17 protein-coding genes and 1 pseudogene are annotated in these 21,877 nt (G+C 68.8%); 16 read left to right on the top strand and 2 right to left on the bottom strand.

Annotated features, from left to right (window positions below; genetic code table 11):
- Positions 1–50 precede the first annotated feature (50 nt).
- The 11 genes from murD (at position 51) to NDR87_RS07560 (ending at position 12,208) form a co-directional block, all read left to right on the top strand.
- Entirely contained in the window at positions 51–1,499 is a 1,449-nt protein-coding gene (gene murD / locus NDR87_RS07610) for a UDP-N-acetylmuramoyl-L-alanine--D-glutamate ligase (RefSeq protein ID WP_251910405.1), read from the top strand.
- The gene (gene ftsW / locus NDR87_RS07605) at positions 1,496–3,013 is read left to right on the top strand and encodes a putative lipid II flippase FtsW (protein ID WP_372494106.1); all 1,518 of its coding nucleotides are present in this window, start codon (positions 1,496–1,498) and stop codon (positions 3,011–3,013) included. The genes murD and ftsW overlap by 4 nt, the downstream gene beginning before the upstream one ends.
- 104 nt (positions 3,014–3,117) lie before the next feature.
- Entirely contained in the window at positions 3,118–4,182 is a 1,065-nt protein-coding gene (gene murG / locus NDR87_RS07600) for an undecaprenyldiphospho-muramoylpentapeptide beta-N-acetylglucosaminyltransferase (RefSeq protein WP_251910837.1), read from the top strand.
- On the top strand, positions 4,179–5,687 hold the full coding sequence (murC, locus tag NDR87_RS07595) for a UDP-N-acetylmuramate--L-alanine ligase (RefSeq protein ID WP_251910404.1): 1,509 nt from the start codon (positions 4,179–4,181) through the stop codon (positions 5,685–5,687). The genes murG and murC overlap by 4 nt, the downstream gene beginning before the upstream one ends.
- A gap of 67 nt (positions 5,688–5,754) precedes the next feature.
- Entirely contained in the window at positions 5,755–6,570 is an 816-nt protein-coding gene (locus NDR87_RS07590; protein WP_251910402.1) for a cell division protein FtsQ/DivIB, read from the top strand.
- 343 nt (positions 6,571–6,913) lie between these two features.
- Positions 6,914–8,143 carry a cell division protein FtsZ gene (ftsZ, locus tag NDR87_RS07585; protein ID WP_251910401.1) on the top strand — a complete coding sequence of 410 codons (1,230 nt, stop codon included), beginning with the start codon at positions 6,914–6,916 and terminating at the stop codon, positions 8,141–8,143.
- A gap of 235 nt (positions 8,144–8,378) precedes the next feature.
- Positions 8,379–9,113: a peptidoglycan editing factor PgeF gene (pgeF, locus tag NDR87_RS07580; protein ID WP_251910399.1), complete on the top strand. Its 735-nt coding sequence runs from the start codon at positions 8,379–8,381 to the stop codon at positions 9,111–9,113.
- Between the two features lie 118 nt (positions 9,114–9,231).
- A complete protein-coding gene (locus tag NDR87_RS07575; protein ID WP_251910397.1) occupies positions 9,232–9,981 on the top strand; it encodes a YggS family pyridoxal phosphate-dependent enzyme in 750 nt (249 codons plus the stop codon).
- 108 nt (positions 9,982–10,089) lie between these two features.
- Positions 10,090–10,869: a cell division protein SepF gene (locus NDR87_RS07570; RefSeq protein WP_251910395.1), complete on the top strand. Its 780-nt coding sequence runs from the start codon at positions 10,090–10,092 to the stop codon at positions 10,867–10,869.
- A 126-nt stretch (positions 10,870–10,995) separates the two neighbouring features.
- Positions 10,996–11,298: a YggT family protein gene (locus NDR87_RS07565; protein ID WP_062505179.1), complete on the top strand. Its 303-nt coding sequence runs from the start codon at positions 10,996–10,998 to the stop codon at positions 11,296–11,298.
- A gap of 73 nt (positions 11,299–11,371) precedes the next feature.
- Complete coding sequence (locus NDR87_RS07560) at positions 11,372–12,208, top strand: DivIVA domain-containing protein (protein WP_251910393.1); 837 nt, start codon at positions 11,372–11,374, stop codon at positions 12,206–12,208.
- A 100-nt stretch (positions 12,209–12,308) separates the two neighbouring features.
- On the opposite strand, the gene NDR87_RS37210 is transcribed toward NDR87_RS07560, so the two are convergent.
- Positions 12,309–12,431 carry a hypothetical protein gene (locus NDR87_RS37210; RefSeq protein ID WP_286013354.1) on the bottom strand — a complete coding sequence of 41 codons (123 nt, stop codon included), beginning with the start codon at positions 12,429–12,431 and terminating at the stop codon, positions 12,309–12,311.
- Here NDR87_RS37210 and NDR87_RS37845 point away from each other — a divergent pair.
- The 3 genes and pseudogenes from NDR87_RS37845 to NDR87_RS07550 all read left to right on the top strand — a co-directional run.
- A pseudogene (locus NDR87_RS37845) lies at positions 12,379–12,588 on the top strand (hypothetical protein); the annotation flags it as partial. The gene NDR87_RS37210 and the pseudogene NDR87_RS37845 overlap by 53 nt on opposite strands.
- A 560-nt stretch (positions 12,589–13,148) precedes the next feature.
- Complete coding sequence (ileS, locus tag NDR87_RS07555) at positions 13,149–16,313, top strand: isoleucine--tRNA ligase (protein ID WP_251910391.1); 3,165 nt, start codon at positions 13,149–13,151, stop codon at positions 16,311–16,313.
- Positions 16,314–16,624: 311 nt separating this feature from the next.
- A complete protein-coding gene (locus tag NDR87_RS07550; protein ID WP_251910389.1) occupies positions 16,625–17,212 on the top strand; it encodes a 3'-5' exonuclease in 588 nt (195 codons plus the stop codon).
- Here the strand turns inward: NDR87_RS07550 and NDR87_RS07545 are convergent.
- Positions 17,176–18,816, bottom strand: a complete 1,641-nt coding sequence (locus tag NDR87_RS07545; RefSeq protein WP_251910388.1) for a helix-turn-helix domain-containing protein — start codon at positions 18,814–18,816, stop codon at positions 17,176–17,178. The two genes, NDR87_RS07550 and NDR87_RS07545, sit on opposite strands and share 37 nt — an antisense overlap.
- A gap of 89 nt (positions 18,817–18,905) precedes the next feature.
- On the opposite strand from NDR87_RS07545, the gene pruA reads away from it, so the two are divergent.
- Positions 18,906–20,549, top strand: coding sequence for an L-glutamate gamma-semialdehyde dehydrogenase (gene pruA / locus NDR87_RS07540; protein WP_251910386.1), 1,644 nt, complete (start codon positions 18,906–18,908; stop codon positions 20,547–20,549).
- Positions 20,550–21,521, top strand: coding sequence for a proline dehydrogenase family protein (locus NDR87_RS07535; RefSeq protein WP_251910383.1), 972 nt, complete (start codon positions 20,550–20,552; stop codon positions 21,519–21,521).
- Positions 21,522–21,877: the final 356 nt, after the last annotated feature.

Genomic DNA, 21,877 nt, shown 5'->3' with positions numbered 1-21,877 from the left:
CAGCAGCGATGGTCGAACACAATCCGCGGGCCTTGCGATCTCCGGGGCCCATGCTCGAATTCTTGCGTGGCCGTGACGTTCTCGTCGCGGGATGGGGGGTGTCGGGCCGCTCGCTGGTGGAGCCACTGCGCGACATCGGCGCCCGTCCGGTGGTCACCGACGCCGGTGAGAAGGCGATGGCCGAGGCGGCCGAACTGGGCCTGGCCACCGCCGCCGGTGACGAACTGCTCGAGCCCGGCGCACTGGACCGCTTCGCGCTGGTCATCACCAGTCCGGGCTGGCGGCCGGATTCGCCGGTGCTGGTCTCGGCCGTCACCGAGGGCATTCCGGTCTGGGGCGATGTGGAATTCGCCTGGTGGGTGGATCAGGCGCGGCTGTACGGGCCGGTGCGCAAGTGGCTGGTGATCACCGGCACCAACGGCAAGACCACCACCACCCAGATGACCCACGCCATCCTGCGCGCGGCGGGCATCGCCAGCGTGGCCTGCGGCAATATCGGACTGCCGATTCTGGATGCGCTGCGGCGTAATCCCGGTCCGCAGATTCTGGCCGTGGAGCTGTCGTCGTTCCAGCTGCACTGGGCGCCGTCGGTGCGTCCGGAGGCCGGTGTGGTGCTCAATGTGGCCGAGGATCACCTGGATTGGCACGGCGGGCTGGACGCCTACGCCGCCGCCAAGGCGCGCGCGCTGACCGGCCGGGTCGGCGTGGTCGGCCTGGACGATCCGGTGGCGGCGGCGCTGGCGCGAAAGTCCAAGGCGCGCCGCACGGTCGGCTTCCGGGTCGGTGTGCCCGCCGACGGCGAACTCGGCGTGGTCGACGGCAAACTGCTCGATCGTGCCTTCACCAAGGCCGCCATCCTGGCCGAGGTGGGTGATATCAGCCCGCCCGGCCCGGCCGGTGTCGCCGATGCCCTCGCCGCGGCCGCGCTGACCCGATCCATCGACGTGGCACCGCAATTCGTCAAGGAGGGCCTGCAGGAGCACAAGGTGGGCCCGCATCGCGCCGCGTTCGTGCGCGAACTGGCCGGTGTCGAATTCGTGGACGACTCCAAGGCCACCAACCCGCACGCCACCCGGACCTCGATCCTGGCCCATCAACAGGTGGTCTGGATCGCGGGCGGTCAGCTCAAGGGCGCGCATATCGACGATCTGGTCGAGGAGGTCGCCGACCGGCTCGTGGCCGCCGTGCTGCTGGGCCAGGACGCCCCGATTTTCGCGGCCGCGTTGGCGCGACACGCGCCCGATGTCCCCGTGGTCGAGCTCGCTTCGGGTGACGATGCTGTGATGGGTGCGGAATTCACGTCCGAATTCGACAGTGCGGACGCGGTGATGGCCCGCGCGGTCCGCATCGCCGCCGGATACGCCCGCCGCGGTGACACGGTGCTGCTGGCGCCGTCGGCGGCCTCACTGGACATGTTCGCCGACTACACCCACCGGGGACGCAGTTTCGTCGCGGCGGTGCAGGCGCTCGACGAGGGAGATATCGGGAGCCCGCAGTGACAACAGCGGGTGGGAGTAGGGCGGGATCGGGCACAGCGCGCAAGTCCTCCGGTACCTGGTTCGGTGCCTGGCTGGCGCGCCCGTTCGCGGACTTCCACCTGGTGGTCACCATCGCCACCCTGCTCACCATGCTGGGGCTGGTGATGGTGCTCTCGGCGTCGAGCGTCGAGGCGTATTCGGCCGATGGCTCGGCATATTCGCTGTTCATCCAGCAGGCGGCGTTCGCGGTGCTGGGTGTGGTGGCGTTCTATGTGGCGCTGCGGATTCCGCTGCGCGTGCTGCGGCGGCTGTCGTTCCCGGTGTTCGCGGCCTCGGTGCTGGCGTTGGCGCTGGTGCTGATTCCGGGCATCGGTTCCCGGGTGCAGGGCTCGCGGCGGTGGTTCGATCTGGGATTCGTGTCGGTGCAGCCGTCGGAGATCGTGAAGGTCACCCTGATCGTCTGGGGCGCGCATCTGCTGGCGGCGCGGCGTTCGGAGCGGTCCTCCTACAGGGAGATCCTCATGCCGCTGGTGCCCGCCGGACTGCTGGTGTGCCTGCTGATCGTGTTGGAGCCCAATCTGTCCACCACGATCGCGGTCGGTCTGGTGCTGGCGGCGCTGCTGTGGTTCGGCGGGCTGCCGGTGCGGCTGTTCGTGACGATCGGGGTCTCCGGCGTCGTGGCCGCGGTCATTCTGGCGATGACCGCGGGCTACCGCTCCGACCGCATGCGCGCGTTCCTGAATTCCAGCGAGGATCCGCAGGGCATCGGCTATCAGGCGCGCCAGGCGCTGTTCTCCCTGGCCGACGGCGGCATCTGGGGCCGCGGCCTCGGACAGAGCCGGGCCAAGTGGAGCTATCTGCCCAACGCGCACAACGACTTCATCTTCGCCATCATCGGCGAGGAGCTCGGTTTCCTCGGATGCGCGCTGGTGCTGGGGCTTTTCGCGCTGTTCGTCTATACCGGGCTGCGCATCGCGAGTCGTTCGGTGGATCCGTTCCTGCGCCTGATGTCCGCGACCGCGACGGTGTGGATCACCGGACAGGCGCTGATCAACATGGGCTATGTGGTGGGGTTGCTGCCGGTGACCGGGCTGCAGCTGCCGCTGGTGTCGGCGGGCGGTTCGTCGCTGGCCATCACGCTGTTCATGTTCGGGCTCATCGCCAGCGCCGCGCGGCACGAACCGGAGGCGGTCGCCGCGCTGCACGCGGGCCAGGACGGGCGGTTCAGCCGATTGCTGCGGCTGCCCAAGCCGGAGGTCTACTCGCCGAGCCGGGCCCAGGCCGCGCGCGCCCGCGGCGGCCTGCGCGCCGCGCCCCCGCGGCGGGAACTGCCGCCCGCGCGGCGGCGGGGTGGCGCCGACGCGCCGCCGCGACGGTCGATAGATTCGGATTCGGCGCGGCGGCGCGCCGGTTCGGCCGGGCGCGGCGATCCCGGCCGCGGCGAGAGCCGCAGCACGATGTCGTGGCGCACCACGCGGGCGTGGGAGCCGACGTATCCGATCAACCATGCGAGAGAACGGGGTAATTCGAGGTGACGAGCGGCGGAAGCGGCAGGTCCGGAGGCACGGAACAGGCCGGGGGACGGACGCTTTCGGTGATCGTCGCGGGTGGCGGCACGGCCGGGCACATCGAACCGGCCATGGCGGTCGCCGATGCGCTGCGCCGGCTCGATCCGTCCATTCGGATCACCGCACTGGGTACCCAGCGCGGCCTGGAGACCACGCTGATTCCCGAGCGGGGTTATCCGCTCGAGCTGATCCCGCCGGTGCCGCTGCCCCGCAAGCTCTCCGGCGATCTGCTGCGCCTGCCCGGTCGGGTGCGGGCGTCGGTGGCGAAGGCGCGGGCGGTCATCGATGCGGTCGAGGCCGATGTGATCGTGGGCTTCGGCGGTTATGTCGCGCTGCCCGCCTACCTCGCGGCGGGGGGCGGACTGCGGCGGCGGCGCCGGGTGCCCGTGGTGGTGCACGAGGCGAATGCCAAGGCCGGGATCGCGAACAAGATCGGCGCGCGCCGGGCCGCGCGGGTGCTGGCGGCGGTGCCGGACTCCGGCGTGCACGCGCGCGGGCGCGGCGAGGCCGAGCTCGTGGGAATTCCGGTGCGCGAGGCCATCTCGACGCTGGACCGGGCGGGGCTGCGGGCGCGGGCGCGCGAACACTTCGGCCTGCCCGCGGACGGGCCGGTGCTGCTGGTATTCGGCGGCTCCCAGGGTGCGCGGCGGCTCAACGAGGCGGTGTCGGCGGCCGCGACCCAGCTGACCGCCGCCGGGATATCCGTACTGCACGCGCACGGGCCCAAGAACACCATCGAGATCTCCGGCGTCGATCCGGACGGTCCGGCGAAGTATGTGGCGGTGCCGTATCTGTCGCGCATGGATCTGGCCTATGCCGCCGCCGATGCCGCGGTGTGCCGTTCGGGCGCGATGACCGTGGCCGAGGTGTCCGCGGTCGGCCTGCCCGCCTTCTACGTGCCGCTGCCGCACGGCAACGGCGAGCAGGAGCTCAATGCCCGCCCGATCGTGGCCAAGGGCGGTGGCAGAATCGTGCCGGATGCGGAGTTGACTCCGAAGTATGTGATCGACGAGGTGATTCCGCTGCTCACCGACCCAGCGCGCTTGTCGTCCATGGCGGTGGCGGCGGCGGGTGCGGGGCATCGGGATGCCGCCGACGAGGTGGCGCGGATCGTGGTGGAGGTGGCGGGTCGATGACCGGGACGAACGAGGCTCTGGGATCGTCCGAGCTGCCGCCGCTGCTGCGGCGGGTGCACATGATCGGCATCGGCGGGGCCGGGATGTCGGGTATCGCCCGCATCCTGCTCTCCCGCGGCGGCGCGGTCTCCGGTTCCGATGCCAAGGAGAGCCGCGGGGTGCTGGCGCTGCGGGCGCGCGGGGCCGAGGTGCGCATCGGGCACGACGCCTCCGCGTTGGATCTCCTGCCCGGCGGGCCGACCGCCGTGGTGACCACCTATGCCGCCATTCCCAAGACCAATCCCGAATTGGTGGAGGCCAACCGGCGCGGGGTGCCGGTGCTGCTGCGCCCGGCGGTGCTGGCCGAGCTCATGCGCGGCCATCGCACGCTGCTGGTCTCGGGCACGCACGGCAAGACCTCGACCACCTCGATGCTGGTGGTCTCGCTGCAGCACTGCGGCTTCGATCCGTCGTTCGCGGTGGGCGGTGAGCTGAACGAGGCGGGCACCAACGCCCATCACGGCACCGGCGGCTTCTTCGTCGCCGAGGCCGATGAATCCGACGGCTCGCTGCTGCAATACGAACCGGACGTCGCGGTCGTCACCAATATCGAATCCGATCACCTGGACTTCTACGGTTCCGTGGAGGCCTATGTGCGGGTGTTCGACGATTTCGCCGCGCGGCTGGTGCCGGGTGGGCTGCTGGTGGTGTGCCTGGACGATCCGGGCTCGCTGGCGCTGGCGCAGCGGGTGGCGGATCGAATCGCGACCGGGGAACTGAATATTCGCGTCCTGGGCTACGGCTCGGGCGAACTGGCCGATGCGCCGGTTCCGGTCGGGGTGCGGCTGCTGGCCTGGGAGCCGCGCGATGTCGGCGGCGTGGCCACGCTGCAGCTGAGCGACGAGCCCGCGCCGCGTACGCTGCGGCTGTCGGTGCCGGGCCGGCATATGGCGCTCAACGCGCTGGGCGCGCTGCTGGCTGCGCGCGACACCGGGGCCGATCTGGACGAGATCCTGCAGGGCCTGGAGGGTTTCGGCGGGGTACATCGCCGGTTCCAGTTCGTCGGGCGGGAGAACGGCGTGCGGGTGTTCGACGACTACGCCCACCATCCGACCGAGGTGGCCGCGGTGCTCGGGGCCGCCGCCGAACTGGTCCGCCAGGAGGCGGCCGACGGGGCGCGCTCGCGTCAGGGGCGGGTGATCGTGGTGTTCCAGCCACATCTGTACAGCCGCACAGCCGCTTTCGCGCAGGAGTTCGGCACCTCGCTGTCGCTGGCCGACGAGGTCGTGGTGCTCGACGTCTACGGCGCTCGGGAGAAGCCGCTGCCGGGTGTCAACGGCGCGCTGGTGGCCCAGTCGGTCACCAAACCCGTGCACTACCAACCGGATATGTCCCGGGTCGGCCGCCAGGTCGCGAGCCTGGCCCGGCCGGGGGATGTGGTGATCATCATGGGCGCGGGCGATGTCACGATGCTCGGCGGCCAGATCCTCGACGGCCTGCGGGTGCGTCCGCCGGTCGGGCGGTGACAGGCACCCGATCAGTCGTCGCCTTGACGCCCCATCGAAAACCGACCGCCACGGAAGTGGGGGACCTATGAGAAGTCGTGCGGGACAAGGGTCTCGGGCCGACGAGCCGATCGATGCCGAGATCGACGAATTCGACGATGCCTCCGATCCGGTGCCCGGTGGGGCGCGGGAGCGGTTGCGCCGGGCGCGATTGCGGCGTGCCGGGCGGTCGCTTCCGGAGCTGTCGCGGCGGCGAATCGCGCTGTGGTCGTTGGCCGTTGTGGCGATGCTGGGGGTGCTGGCGGGCGTGGCGTGGTTCACCCCCGCGCTGTCGGTGCGCACGGTCGAGATCCGAGGGCTGAAGTCGGTGCCGGAGGAGCAGGTGCGCGAGGTGCTGCGGATTCCGGAGGGCATCTCGATGCTGCGTATCGATACCGATGCGGTGGCGCGGCGGGTGGCGGCGCTGCCGAAGATGCGCTCGGCGCGGGTGCAGCGGGTGTTCCCGGCGACGGTGCGGGTGACCGTCGACGAGCGGATGCCGGTGCTGTTCTTCGACGGACCCGAGGGCACACACCTGCTCGACGGCGATAGCACGGAATTCGCCATCGAGCCACCGCCACCCGGCGTGCCGAAACTCACCACCGAACATCCGGGCGGTAGCGATCCGGTTACCCGCGCCGCCGTGGCGGTGCTGGACGCCGCGCCGCCGGGCCTGCGAGCCCAGGTGGGAGAGGTTGTGGCGCGGTCTGTTTCGGATATCGCGCTGAATCTGACCGACGGGCGGACCGTGCTGTGGGGCGGTCCGGGCGACTCCGAACGCAAGGCGGCGGTGGTGCTACCGGTGCTGTCGCGCCCCGGAACGGTATTCGACGTTTCGAGTCCCGATCTGGTGACGGTAAAGTAAGTGACACATGTTGTGCCCACGGAGTTTTCGGTGCTCACCGAATCGACGGCGGGTACGAGGAGCGATTCCCCGCACCGGGGACGGCCGTTCGCGATACGATGCGGGGCGGGCTCGGACGAGACGGATCACACCAAGATTCTGTCCCTCGTTTCGGCGCGCCTGCGCGCCTATTGCGGCCGGTGCGAATAGCGTTCCGCAACAGTCGGATACTTGACATAACGCTAACCCTATGGTTGAGGTTTAGGGTTTGTCCGGGCGAAAGCCCGGATTTGCCCCACCCCTGCCAGGCGCTCTGCCGAGAATCCGAAAACGACAGGCTTGGATCGAAGGAAGGCGAGAGCCCATGACGCCCCCGCACAACTACCTTGCAGTGATCAAGGTCGTCGGTATCGGCGGCGGCGGCGTGAACGCCGTCAACCGGATGATCGAACAGGGACTCAAGGGAGTCGAGTTCATCGCGGTCAATACCGACGCGCAGGCGCTGCTGATGAGTGACGCGGACGTCAAGCTCGACGTCGGCCGTGAGCTCACCCGCGGCCTCGGCGCCGGTGCCGACCCCGAGGTGGGTCGCAAGGCCGCCGAGGACCACAAGGACGAGATCGAGGAGGTGCTCAAGGGCGCCGACATGGTCTTCGTGACCGCCGGTGAGGGCGGCGGCACCGGCACCGGTGGCGCGCCCGTGGTCGCCAGCATCGCCCGCAAGCTGGGCGCGCTGACCATCGGCGTGGTGACCCGGCCGTTCTCCTTCGAGGGCAAGCGGCGCTCCAACCAGGCCGAGGCGGGCATCCAGGCGCTGCGCGAATCCTGCGACACCCTCATCGTGATCCCCAACGACCGGCTGCTGCAGCTCGGCGACGCGGCGGTGAGCCTGATGGACGCCTTCCGGTCCGCGGACGAGGTGCTGCTCAACGGTGTCCAGGGCATCACCGACCTGATCACCACCCCCGGTCTGATCAACGTCGACTTCGCCGACGTCAAGAGCGTCATGTCCGGTGCGGGCTCCGCGCTCATGGGCATCGGCTCGGCGCGCGGCGAGGGCCGTTCGGTGAAGGCCGCCGAGGCGGCGATCAACTCGCCGCTGCTCGAGGCGTCCATGGACGGCGCGCACGGGGTGCTGCTGTCCATCGCGGGCGGTTCGGACCTGGGCCTGTTCGAGATCAACGAGGCCGCCTCGCTGGTGCAGGAGGCCGCGCACATCGAGGCCAACATCATCTTCGGCACGGTCATCGACGATTCGCTCGGTGACGAGGTGCGGGTCACGGTGATCGCGGCCGGATTCGACGGCGGCACCCCCGCCCGCCGCATCGAGACCACGGCCCGCCCACACACCATCACCGCCCGCGCGGGCGAACTGAGCCGGGGCGCGACCACTCCGACCGCCGAGCCCCGCACCGCCGACCCGGCCCCCTCCAGCACCCCGTCGAGCTCGATCGAGCGCGGCCCGGCTCCCAACTACGGCCACCCGCGCACCTCCCCCGACCCGACGGTCGCGGGCAACAGCCGCTCCCACATCCAGCCCCCCGACGAGGACTCCGACGACGACGTCGACGTCCCGTCCTTCATGCGCCGCTGACCGACCCCCTCGGCCCCCGCCCCGCCCTCGGCGAGGCGGGGGCTTTGGCGTTTCCCGAACCCTCACACCTTTTCTCGCCGCCCGGAATCCGGCCCGCCGGTTTCCGATCACCCGCGCGGGGTATGACCGCCTGCGGGCCGTCCGAGGGGCCGGAAAGGGTGCGTGGGCAGTGGTCGGGACCGGTCGCGCGGCGAGGGCGGTGGGTCGCCCCATGGTGGCTACTAATCTCGGGGTCATGACGACTACTTCGGTTCGGGTGCGGCGGGTCACGACGACGCGGGCGGGTGGGTTCTCCAAGCCGCCCTACGACTCGTTCAATCTCGGCGATCACGTCGGGGACGATCCGGAGGCCGTGCGGCGCAACAGGGTACGGCTGGCCGAGGGGATCGGGCTGGCGCCGGAGCGGCTGGTGTGGATGGAGCAGGTGCACAGTCGCAATGTGGCCGTCGTGGACGGGCCGCGCGCGGAACCGGTTCCGGTGACCGACGCGCTCGTCACCACCGTGCCGGATCTGGCGCTGGTGGTGCTGACCGCGGACTGTGTGCCGATCCTGCTCTCCGACGACGAGGCGGGCGTGATCGCGGCCGTGCACGCCGGGCGGGTGGGCGCGCGCATCGGCATCGTGCCGCGGGTGCTGGAGGCGATGGTCTCCGTCGGCGCGCGGCCCGAGCGCATCGGCGCCTTCCTGGGACCGGCCGCGAGCGGACGGCGGTACGAGGTGCCCGCGGCCATGCGCGCGGATGTGGAGGAGCACCTGCCGGGCAGCGCGACCACCACCGCCAAGGGCACGCCCGGGCTGGATCTGCGGGCCGGGATCGCGCGTCAGCTCGAGGAGGCCGGGGTGGGTGCGGTGGCCGTGGATCCGCGCTGCACGATCGAGGACGAGACGTTGTTCAGCCATCGGCGGGGCGCGCCGACCGGCCGGCTCGCCGGGGTGATCTGGATGGACACCGCGGGATCGGCCGAGTGAGCGCCACGAATTCCTCGGGCTTGTCCGCCGTCGAGGTTCCGGTTAAGCGCGGGCAATTCGCCGAATCGGCGCATTCAGGTGCATTCGTGATGAGTTTCGCATTTCAGGGAGATCTTCTATGACCGCCGAATCCGGCACCGCCGCCGCGGTATCCACTCGCACCGCGGAACTGTCCAGCGCGCTGACCGGTCTGTTGTCCCGGATCGAGGCCGCCTGCCGGGCCGCCGGACGCGATCCCGCCGACGTACGGTTGCTTCCGGTCACGAAATTTTTTCCCGCGTCGGATATCCAGATTCTCTATGAATTGGGCCGCCGGGAATTCGGCGAATCGCGTGATCAGGAGGCCGCGGGGAAGGTGGCCACTTTGGGACACCTGTCCCACATACGCTGGCACATGATCGGGCGGTTGCAACGCAACAAGGCCAAGTCGGTCGCCCGGTGGGCGCATACCGTCCATTCGGTCGATAGTGAACGTTTGGCAACCGCCCTCGACGCCGGAGTCGGCGCGGCGCGCGCGGCCGGAGAGCGCGACACGCCGTTGCGAATCTTGTTGCAGGTCAGCCTGGATCGCGACCCCGGCCGCGGCGGTGTCGCCCCGGCCGATCTGCCGGGCCTCGCCGAACGGGTCGCCGCCTCGGAGAATCTGCAGCTGGCAGGCCTGATGGCTATCCCGCCGCTGGACGTCGATCCGGAGCCCGAATTCGCGCGCCTGGCCCAGCTGCACGCCCGGCTGCTGGCCGATCATCCGCAGGCGAGGGAGCTTTCGGCCGGTATGTCGGGAGATTTGGAGGCGGCAATTCGACACGGTTCCACCTGCGTGCGTGTCGGTACTGCCTTGATGGGCGCTCGACCGATAACCTCGGGATAGCAAACAAACCTCATCAGTCACATTCGAAACATATGCTTGTGGCGGACGAGGACTGAGCAGGACTTCAACACCCCAGGCCAGCCGGGTGCCGTAGGAAGGTCGACCAGGATGAGCACGCTGCACAGGTTCAAGGCGTACTTCGGCATGGTTCCGCTCGAGGAATACGAAGACGACTACGTCGACGATCGCGGACCGCGGGGTGTGGAGGATCGTTCGCACCGGCCTCGGGACTACGCCGAGCCGCGTTACGAGCCCACCGGTCGGTCCCGTTTCGCCGACGATCGCTACGACGACGAGCCCGGCTATCCCGAGCCCACCTACAAGGCGCCCTATCAGCCCGGTTACACCGTCGCCCGGCGCGAGGACTACGGCGACGAGGCCTACGTCGACGACCGCTACGAGCCCCCGCGCCGCCCCACCCGCATCGAATCGGCCCCCTCGGGCCGCTCGCGCGGGCTGGGCACGCCCCCGATGGTCCGCGGCACCACGCATGGCGCACTGGCGATGGACCCCGAGGTCGAGCGCAGATTGGAAGAACGGCGGGTGGAGGAGCGGGCCCGCTTCGAGCCGGCGCCGCGGCGCGCGCCGGTCTTCGAGGACGGAGGGCCCTTGTCCAAGATCACGACGCTGCGTCCGCGCACCTATGCCGAGGCCGCCATCATCGGCGAGCGCTTCCGCGACGGCACCCCGGTGATCATGGATCTGGTGGAGATGAGCAATGCCGACGCGCGTCGGCTGGTCGACTTCGCCGCGGGCCTGGCGTTCGCGCTGCGCGGCTCGTTCGACAAGGTCGCGACCAAGGTGTTCCTGCTCTCACCGGCGGATGTCGACGTATCGGCGGAGGAACGTCGGCGCATTGCCGAAAACGGTTTCTACAACCAGAAATAGGACGTTTCACCGGGGGTCGCGTGTCTGGTCGTCCGACCGGTCGACACGCCGTGAGCGGGGGGAGTCATGCCGTGCGAGACGGCGCGGGGAGTTTGCAGGACACCGAATCTGAGGCAGAGTGGACCCGTGGCCTTGTTCAAGGTGCTGTATGTGCTCCTATTCCTCTTCTGGCTGTTGCTGATCAGCCGAGTCATCGTCGAGTTCATCCGGAGCTTCGCCCGCGACTGGCATCCGCGGGGCGTCGTCGTCGTGATCCTCGAGGTGATCTTCACGATCACCGACCCTCCGGTGAAACTCCTGAGGCGATTGATACCTCCCGTGAACTTGGGTGGAATTCGCCTCGATCTGTCGATTATGGTGCTGCTTTTCATCGTCTTCATCTTGATGACGATCACGAGCAGGCTCGGGCAGCCGGTAGGCCCGGTGTGACAGAATGGGCCGTGAAGAATAGCTTGCTAGATCTAGTGCTAGATCTCCGTACGAAGCGTGAAGGGATCCTTCCATGCCGCTGACCCCAGCCGATGTGCACAACGTCGCGTTCAGCAAACCGCCGATCGGGAAGCGCGGCTACAACGAGGATGAAGTCGACGCCTTCCTCGACCTGGTCGAGCAGGAACTCTCACGCCTCATCGAGGAGAATGCCGATCTGCGCCAGCGGGTTGCCGAGCTCGACGCCGAACTGGCCGATGCGAAGAAGGCGCGCCCGGCCCCGCAGGCGGTGAAACCGGCTCCACCGCAGCCCGAACCGCCCAAGCCGCAGCCCGTGGCGCCGCCCGCCCCGATGCCCGCCGCCCCGCCCGCGCCCAAGGATCCGGCCGGAGCGGACGCGAACCTACAGGCCGCCAAGGTGCTCAGCCTGGCCCAGGAGATGGCCGACCGGCTCACCAGCGATGCCAAGACCGAGGCCGAGCAGCTGCTCGCCAACGCGCGCGCCAACTCCGAGCGTCTGGTCAGCGACGCCCGCACCCGTTCCGAGGGCATGATCGCCGAGGCCCGGCAGAAGGCCGAGGCCATGCTGTCGGATGCGCAGTCCCGGTCCGACAGCCAGCTGCGTCAGGCCAAGGAGAAGGCCGACGCCCTGCAGGCCGACGCCGAGCGTAAGCACACCGAGATCATGGCGACCATCACCCAGCAGCGCAGCGTGCTGGAGAGCCGGATCGAGCAGCTGAAGACCTTCGAGCGCGAGTACCGGGTGCGGCTCAAGTCCTACCTGGAGTCGCAGCTCGAGGAGCTGGAAAACCGCGGTTCGGCCGTGCCGGTCGACGGTGGCGACGCGTTCGAGGGCGCTGGTGCGGGCCACAACCACGCCCCGGCCTCCTTCGCCAAGGGCGGCAAGTAGTCTCGTAGGCACGTACTCTCGAATATCGGCGCGCCCGCCACGCGATCTCGTGCGGCAGCGCGGATGTGTGGTCGGAAGTCCGTCGAGCCACCTGGCCCGTCTAGGGGGTGACCATGCTCGTCCTGACGCTCGTCCTGGCCGCGATCGGCTTCGCCCTCCTGGTGACCGCGTTGACCACCGGATCGGTGATGTGGGCCTGGGGGTGCATTGTCGTGTGCGTCATCGGTGCGGTGCTGCTGCTGGTGAGCGCGCTGTCGATGCGCGACGCCGAGGACGATACGCAGTCCCGTCCCGCTCGTCACGCCAAACGCGCGGCGCCGCCCGCGCGGCGGGGATATCCGGGCGATTCGGCTCCTCGACACTCGGGCGACACGGCTCCTCGGCACTCGGGCGATTCCGCTCGGTACCCGGCTGATTCATCCCGATACCCAGGCGCTTCGGCCCGATACCCGGATGAAGCTACTCCGTACCCGGACGAAGCCACTCGGTACCCGGACGAAGCAACTGGTTACCCGGACGAAGCCACTCGGTACCCGGGTGAAGCCACTCGGTACCCGGGTAAAGCCACTCGTTATCCAGGCGATTCCTCTCATTTCCCCGGCGAACGCCGGGGCCGAGAATAGGTTTGCCCGGCACGGCTACAATCAAACACGAAGCAACGGCATCGATCCGGCCATCACCGGGGAGCCTTCGGAAGAACGGCGTCGGCCCCGACGCTCAGTAGAACCGAACGGGTGAGCCCGTCACAGCTCACGAACGAGAGGTCCGCATTCGGACAAGCGGGGTGGTACCGCGGTTTCGGCGCACCGGCGCCGAGGTCGTCCCCGTGCCCACCGGGATGCGCCGCAGGCGCACTGGCACGAGGAGACCACTGCCCGACATGGCGGACGAAGCAGCCACCCGCAACTCTGTGCCCACTGAGGCGTCCGCGGCTCCCTCCATGGTTACGCAGGCTCGCGAGTCCCATCGCGTCGCTCCCGCCTACCCACGCGTGGATCTGGGTACCGGCGGCCAGGTGTCGTTTCCGGAGCTGGAGCGGCGTGTCCTGGACTACTGGGCCGCCGACGACACCTTCCGGGCCAGCATCGAGAACCGTTCCGGCGCCGAGGAGTTCGTCTTCTACGACGGTCCCCCCTTCGCCAATGGATTGCCCCATTACGGACACCTGCTCACCGGATACGTCAAGGATTTGATCCCGCGTTTCCAGACGATGCGCGGTAAGAAGGTCGAGCGCCGATTCGGCTGGGACACCCACGGCCTGCCCGCGGAAATCGAAGCGGAGAAGCAGCTCGGTATCACGGACAAATCACAGATCGACGCGATGGGCCTGGCGGAATTCAATGCCAAGTGCAAATCGTCGGTGTTGCGCTACACCAATGAGTGGCGCGCGTATGTGACCCGTCAGGCCCGCTGGGTGGACTTCGACAACGACTACAAGACCCTCGATCCCAGCTTCATGGAATCGGTGATGTGGGCCTTCAAGTCGCTGTACGACAAGGGGCTGATCTATCAGGGCTTCCGGGTGCTGCCCTACAGCTGGTACGAGCAGACGCCGCTGTCCAACCAGGAGGCGCGCCTGGACGACGCCTATCGGATGCGTCAGGACCCGGCGGTCACCGTGGACATGGTGCTCGGAGTGCCCGAGGATCATCCGCTGCGCGAGCTCGACGGCGCGAACGCGCTGATCTGGACCACCACGCCCTGGACCCTGCCGTCCAATCTGGCCATCGCCGTGCATCCGGACATCACCTATGTGCACGTGCGGGGCAAGGACGGCAAGCGCTACCTGCTGGCCGCCGAACGCGTCTCGCATTACGCCCGCGAACTGGGTGACGAGCCGCAGATCCTGTCGGAGCATGTGGGTGCGGCGCTGGTCGGGCTGAGCTACCGCCCGCCGTTCGACTTCTTCCTCGGCCACCCGAACTCGCACCGCGTGCTCGAGGCCGACTACGTGACCACCGACTCCGGCACCGGCGTCGTGCACCTCGCACCGGCGTTCGGTGAGGAGGACATGGACGTCGCCGCGGCCAACGGTATCGAGATCGTGCAGCCGCTGGATCCGGGCGGCAAGTTCACCTCGATGGTGCCGCCGTACGAGGGCCTGATGGTCTTCGATGCCAACCCGGTGATCATCAAGGACCTCAAGGCGGCCGGGAAGCTGCTGCGGCACGAGACCATCGAGCACTCCTATCCGCACAGCTGGCGTTCGGGCCAGCCGCTGATCTACATGGCCGTGCCGTCGTGGTTCGTCGCGGTGACCAAGTTCCGCGACCGGATGGTGGAGCTGAACAAGCAGATCACCTGGGTGCCCGAGCACATCCGCGACGGACAGTTCGGGAAGTGGCTCGAGAACGCGCGCGACTGGAACATCAGCCGTAATCGCTACTGGGGTGCGCCGATCCCGGTGTGGGTGTCGGACAATCCGGAGTACCCGCGCGTCGATGTGTACGGTTCGCTGGATCAGTTGGAGCGCGATTTCGGCGTGCGGCCGAGCGATCTGCACCGCCCGGGGATCGACGAGTTGGTGCGGCCCAATCCCGATGATCCGACCGGCAAGTCGATGATGCGGCGGGTGCCGGAGGTGCTGGACTGCTGGTTCGAGTCCGGGTCGATGCCCTATGCGCAGGTGCATTACCCGTTCGAGAACAAGGAGTGGTTCGAGGGCACGCAGGACGTTGCCGCGCACAGCCCAGGCGATTTCATCGTCGAGTTCAACGGGCAGACGCGCGGCTGGTTCTACAACCTGCATGTGCTCTCGACCGCGCTGTTCGATCGGCCCGCGTTCAAATCCGTGGTCGCGCACGGCATCGTGCTCGGCGACGACGGGCAGAAGATGTCGAAGTCCAAGCGCAACTATCCGGACGTGAACGAGGTCTTCGACCGCGACGGCTCCGATGCCATGCGTTGGTTCCTGATGGCCTCGCCGATCCTGCGCGGCGGCAACCTCATCGTCACCGAGCGCGGCATCCGTGAGGGCGTCGGCCATGCGCTGCGGCCACTGTGGAACGCGTGGACGTTCCTGCAGCTGTACGCGTCGAAACCCGGCGAGTGGCGGACGGATTCGCAGCATGTGCTGGATCGCTACATCCTGGCGAAGCTGGCGGCCACGCGCGACGCGATGACCGAGGCACTCGAGGTCTACGACATCAACGCCGCCTGTGAGCAGCTGCGCACCTTCGCCGACGCGCTCACCAATTGGTATGTACGCCGGTCGCGTTCGCGCTTCTGGGACGAGGACCGCGACGCCATCGACACCCTGCACACGGTGCTCGAGGTGACCACCCGCCTGGCCGCACCGCTGCTGCCGCTGATCACCGAGGTGATCTGGCGCGGTCTGACCGGCGGCCGCTCGGTGCATCTGACCGACTGGCCCGCCGCGAACGAACTGCCGAAGGATCCGGAGCTGGTGTCGGCGATGGACGAGGTGCGCGCGGTCTGCTCGACGGCCTTGAGCCTGCGCAAGGCCCAGAACCTGCGGGTGCGCCTGCCGCTGTCGGAGGTGACCATCGCCGCCCCCGACGCCGACCGGCTGGCCCCCTTCGTGGATCTGGTCGCCGACGAGATCAACGTCAAGAAGGTCGATCTGACCACCGACGTCGCCGCGCACGGCCGCTTCGAGCTGGTCGTGAACGCCCGCGCCGCGGGCCCGCGCCTGGGCAAGGACGTCCAGACGGTGATCAAGGCGGTCAAGGCCGGGGAGTGGACCGAGAGCCCCGAGGGCGTGGTCTCCGCCGCAGGGATCGACCTGCTGCCGGAGGAGTACACCCAGCGCCTGGTGGCCGCCGAACCCGAATCCACCGCGGCCCTGCCCGGCAACGCGGGCCTGGTCGTGCTGAATTCGGAGGTCACCGAGGATCTCGAGGCCGAGGGCTGGGCCCGCGACCTCATCCGCGACCTCCAGGAAACCCGCAAGTCCCTGGGCCTGGACGTCTCCGACCGGATCTCGCTCGTCCTGGAGGTCCCCGCCGACAAGCTCGCCTGGGCCCGAACCCACCGCGACCTGATCGCGGGCGAGGTCCTCGCCACGACCCTCACCTTCGGCGAGGCCACCGCGAACCCGGCCGACCTGGTCGGCGGCGTTCGAGCGTCGATCACGAAGGTCTGACCCACCCCCTGTTGCCCGGCGCTACGCCGGGCAACAGGGACGGGCCGGCCGCTGCGGTCCACCCTGTTTCCCCAGCGGTCCGTCTTGTTTCCCCAGCGGTCCACCGTGTTTCCCCAGCGGTCCACCGTGTTTCCCCGGCGGTCCGCCGTGTTTCCCCGGCGGTCCGCCTTGTGCCCCAGCGTCCGTCTTCTTGTTTCCCCAGCGTCCGTCTTCTTGTTTCCCCGCATCCGGCGCCCCAGCGCCGGATGCGGGGACCAAACGGCCACGTAAATGATTGGCCCCCTATGACTTCGGCGCCTACCGTCATGGCAATGGACGAGCGCTACCTCAACGTAGTCGATGTGGAGGCGACCTGTTGGGAGGGGGCGGTTCCGCCTGGGCAGGTGAGTGAGATCATCGAGATCGGGCTGTGTGTGGTGGACCTGCAGGCGCTCGAGCGGGTGGGCAGGCGCAGTATTGTGGTGCGGCCTGTGCGGTCGGTGGTGAGTGAATTCTGTACGGAGCTTACGACTTTGACGCAGGAGCAGGTGGATTCGGGGGCGGAGTTCGCGGCCGCGTGTGAGTTGTTGCGTAGTGAGCATGGCGCCGCGGCGCGGGCCTGGGCGAGCTGGAGAGATGACGATCGGAGGCAGTTCGAAAGGCAATGTGCGGCAACGGGTGTGCCGTACCCGTTCGGTGTGCGGCATATCAATGCCAAACGAGTGTTTTCCGAATCACTCGGGACCGCAAAGCGTTACGGTATGGCCGAGGCGCTGCGGGTTCGGGAGATGGCGCTCGAGGGGACTCATCATCGCGGGGGAGATGATGCCTGGAATATCGCGAATCTCGTTGTCGACACGATTCGTCGCGGTGCCTGGCCGGATCAGGAGTCGGTGGATTGGCGATGGACCGCGAGCTGAATTTCCAGCAGGAGGCGGTCGGCGGGGTTGTCCATATCGATGCCCATGAGCTGGGTCGCTCGGCGGATACGGTAGCGGAGGGTGTTGGGGTGGATGCGGAGATGGGTTGCGGCGGTGCGGACGTCGCCGCGGTGGGTGAGGTAGGACTCCAGGCTCAGGCGTAGTTCGGCGGAGTATTTCTCGTCGTAGTCGATGAGGGTGTGCAGGCGCGGGTCGCGCAGTTCGGGGTGCTCGCCGACGAGAGTGAGGATCTCGGCGAGCAGGACGGTGGTGCGGGAGCTGGCGAGCGTGGTGACCCGATCGGCGTCGGGCAGGGTGGCGGTGCGGCCGAGTACCCGGTCCACCTCGGCGCGGGCGCGGGCGATATCGGCCAGCCCGTCCACGGGCGCGGCGATGGCGGCGCGCAGGTCCAGTCCGGAGCGGTCGGCGAGCTGGCCGATCACCTGGCGGGTCCACGACGCTACCCGGTCGACCGAATGATGTTCGGGGAACAGCACATACAGCCGATCGCCGATCCGGGTCGTCACACAATCCTGCCGAAACGCGCTGGCGTGCAGGCGAAGTGTGACCGTGCCTCGGCGCAGCGCGTCGTCGTCAGGCTCGCCCGCGGTATGCGGGGCGAAGCCGACCACCGCCGCGCGGCCGTCGGCGGGCACGGCGAAGGTTTCGGCGAAGGTCGGGATGTCCACCTCGCCGCCGTGCGCGCCGAACAACCGCTGAATGAGCAGCGCGTCCGAGGTGGGGGCGTGGCGGGTCCGCCAGATCACCCGTGCGGCAATGGAAGCCGCGCCCCGCAGCACCCGCGCGCTGTCGGCGTCCAGCGGTGCGTCGCCCTCCTGCACCCAGATGGTGCCGAGCCACGTGCGCCCCCGCCCGCCGCGCCGCCCCGGCTCCCGGATGCCGATCGCGATGCGCCGCCGCGTCTCCCACTCCGACTGCGCCGGAACCTCCACCACGTCACCGGTATTGCGCAGCCGATCGAACACCCCCTCGCGCTGCAACCAGTGCAGATACCCGGCCGGACCCTGCCGCCCCAGCACCGACGCCCGTCGCACCACATCGGCCGAGGCCGTGCTGTCCGCCGAATAGGCCAGCAGCCGCGACTGATCGTCCTCGATGCTCACCAGTCCGTGCGTCGACTCCGCCACCGAATGCGCCAACCCGAACAGATCGGTGTCCACCGCGGGCATCGACTCCACCGCCCGCGGCCCCGCCCCGTCGCCGATGATCCGCCCGATCAGCGAATGCACCATCTCCCACCGCGCATGCGGATGCACCGCCACCACCGCGATCCCGGCGTCGAGGGCCGCGGCCCGCAGCCGCGGCGAGGCGCCCTTGGAGAACACCACCCGCGGCCGATGCTCGGGCGGGCACCGCTCACCCAGATCGTGCAGCCACCGGGTGGCGTCGGAGTCGTCAACCCCTACTTGCAGATACACCTCCGGCAGCGCCCGTCCCGGCGGCATATCCATGTTCAGGTCGTCCACATCCATGAACGCGACCGAATCCACGATCACGTCCTCGCCCGCGGGCGCGTCCAGCAGCGTGGCAACGGCGCTGGTCAGGGCGGATAGCAGCTCCGACAGCGGTATGAACCGGTTCACACTCTTCATTCAATCGGACGAAAATCACGGACGCAATTCGTCCTGCCGGACAACGGCCCGGAATGTCCGAATGCTGTTTATTCCTGCCTATGGACGCGATCACCACGGTTCCCGCACCGTCCAACGAACCCGTCAACTCCTACGCACCCGGCACCCCGGAGCGCGCCCGGCTGCAGGCCGCGCTGCGCGAGTTGGCGAGCAATCCCACCGAGCTGCCCCACGTCATCGACGGTGAGCACCGCGCAGGCACCGGCGCCCGCGTCGACGTCGTTCAGCCGCACAACCACGCGGCCGTGCTCGGCACCTTCAGCGTCGCCGAGGCGGGCGATGTGCAGGACGCGGTCGACACCGCCGTGCGGGCCGGAGCCGCTTGGCGCGCACTGCCTTTCGACGAACGCGCCGCGGTCTTCCTGCGCGCCGCCGATCTGCTGGCCGGGCCCTGGCGCGAAACCATCGCGGCGGCAACGATGCTGGGTCAGTCCAAATCGCCGCAGCAGGCCGAGATCGACGCGCCCTGCGAACTGGTCGACTTCTGGCGCTTCAACGTGCATTTCGCCCGCCAGCTGCTGGCCGAGCAGCCGATCTCGAGCGCGGGCGTGTGGAACCGCACCGACTACCGCCCGCTCGAGGGCTTCGTCTACGCGATCACCCCGTTCAACTTCACCGCCATCGCCGGAAATCTGCCCACCGCACCGGCTTTGATGGGCAATACGGTGGTCTGGAAGCCGTCGCCGACCCAGGCCGTCGCCGCGTACCACACCATGCGCCTGCTCGAGGCCGCCGGACTGCCGCCGGGCGTGATCAACCTCGTGCACGGCCACGGCCCCGAGGTCTCCGATGTGCTGCTGGCCGATCCGCGCCTGGCGGGCATCCACTTCACCGGCTCCACCCGCACCTTCCAGCATCTGTGGCGCGAGGTCGGCAATCGCATCGACCGCTACCGCACCTACCCGCGCCTGGTCGGTGAGACCGGCGGCAAGGACTTCGTGCTGGCGCACGCCTCGGCCGATCCCGAGGTGCTGATGACCGCGTTGATCCGCGGCGCCTACGAGTACCAGGGCCAGAAGTGCTCGGCCGCCTCGCGGGCGTTCGTGCCCAAGTCGCTGTGGTCGCGCATCGGCGACGAAGTGATCGGCCGGATCGGCACCCTGACCTACGGCGACGTCACCGATTTCACGAATTTCGGTGGGGCCGTAATCGATCGGCGCGCCTTCGACCGCAATGTGGCCGCCATCGAGCGGGCCAAGGCCACCGACAGCCTGACCGTGGCCGCCGGCGGCACCTACGACGACAGCGTCGGCTGGTTCGTGAATCCAACCCTGCTGGTCGGCGACGACCCGACCGACGAAGCGTTCCGGACCGAATACTTCGGCCCGATCCTGTCGCTGCACGTTTACGACGACGCCCGCCCGCACGCCTTCGAGGATGTGCTGAAGCTGGTGGATTCCGGTGCGGCCTACGGGCTCACCGGCGCGGTCATCGCCAACGATCGTGCGGCCGTCGACAAGGCAAGCGCCGCACTGCGTTTCGCGGCGGGCAACTTCTACGTCAACGACAAGCCCACCGGTGCGGTGGTCGGGCAGCAGCCGTTCGGCGGCTCGCGCGCCTCGGGGACCAACGACAAGGCCGGTTCCGCGCTGAACCTGCTGCGCTGGACCTCCCCGCGGTCGATCAAGGAGACGTTCGTCGCCCCGACGACCCACGAGTACCCACATCAGCTCGAGGAGGCGTAGATGAGCACGGTTCTCACCAACCCCCTGCGGCCCGCGCTGCTGGCCGCCTCCCGCTCACCCCGCGCCGAGCGCAGCCTCACCCGCATGCCGGTCACCAAGCGCATCGTCGACCGCTTCGTGGCGGGGGAGACCCGGGAGGCGGCACTGGGCGCTATCCGAGACCTCCTGGCGCACAACAGGTTCGTCACCATCGACTATCTGGGCGAGGGCACCGTCGATCCGGCGCAGGCCCAGCACGTGGTGGACGAGTACCTCGCGCTGATCGATGCGCTGGCCCAGCTGCCGGTCGGGTTCGAGCCGAAACGGGCGCGGGCGCTGGAGGTTTCGGTCAAACTGTCGGCGTTCGGGCAGGCGCTGCCCGGGGACGGCCACACGGTGGCACTGAACAATGCGCGCAAGGTGGTCGAGGCGGCCGAGAACGCCGGCGTCTGGGTCACTTTCGACGCCGAGGACCACACCACGACCGATTCCACCCTGTCGATCGTGCGCGAGCTACGCCGCGATCATCCGGAGACGGTCGGCACCGTGCTACAGGCGTATCTGCGTCGTACCGAGGACGACTGCCGGGCCTTCGCCGAGGAGGGCGCACGCATCCGGCTGTGCAAGGGCGCCTACAACGAGCCGGAGACGGTGGCGTTCCGGCGCAAGCGCGATGTGGACGCCTCGTATCTGCGCTGCCTGCGAATCCTCATGGGCGGCAAGGGATATCCGATGGTCGCTACGCACGATCCGGCTATGATCGAGGCGGCCGCGCTGCTGGCGACGTCGGTGCCGCGCGGGCGTGAGGACTTCGAATATCAGATGCTCTACGGCATCCGGCCCGCCGAGCAGGATCGGCTGGTGGGCATGGGGCAGCACCTGCGCGTGTATGTGCCCTTCGGCGACGAATGGTATGGCTACTTCGTCCGGAGACTCGCCGAGCGCCCGGCCAACCTCATGTTCTTCCTCCGGTCGGCCGCGCCGGGGAGGTGAGCCGACGCTCGACGGGCGTGCCCCTTTCGTGACGCCACCCGGTCATTCTCGTCGAGCGCGGCAAAATACATCGGACCGTTATCTAACGTGCCGTTGTTCAGCGGCAAATGGTGGTACTGTTACCGCCATGGCAGTGATCGGGCCCACTCCCGCGGCCCGCTCTCGCGAGAGGGGAGCTCGATCACTGTCGCCCACTTCCCGGGGCCATGGTTCCGGGAATGCGAAACCGATGCTCGGCGGGCGCGACGCCCAACAGTGACGCCACCTGGTCGTGTCCGCCGAGCACGGTGAGCCCCCCTTCGTCGGGCCTTCGAAATAGGGCCTGGCCTGGCCTTCGAAATAGGGCTGGCCCGGCC

The organism is Nocardia sp. CDC159, from assembly GCF_023740735.1.
Taxonomy (GTDB): domain Bacteria; phylum Actinomycetota; class Actinomycetes; order Mycobacteriales; family Mycobacteriaceae; genus Nocardia; species Nocardia pulmonis.
The sequence above is the reverse complement of the archived record's forward strand: the minus strand, read 5'-3'. Positions and strand labels throughout refer to the sequence as shown.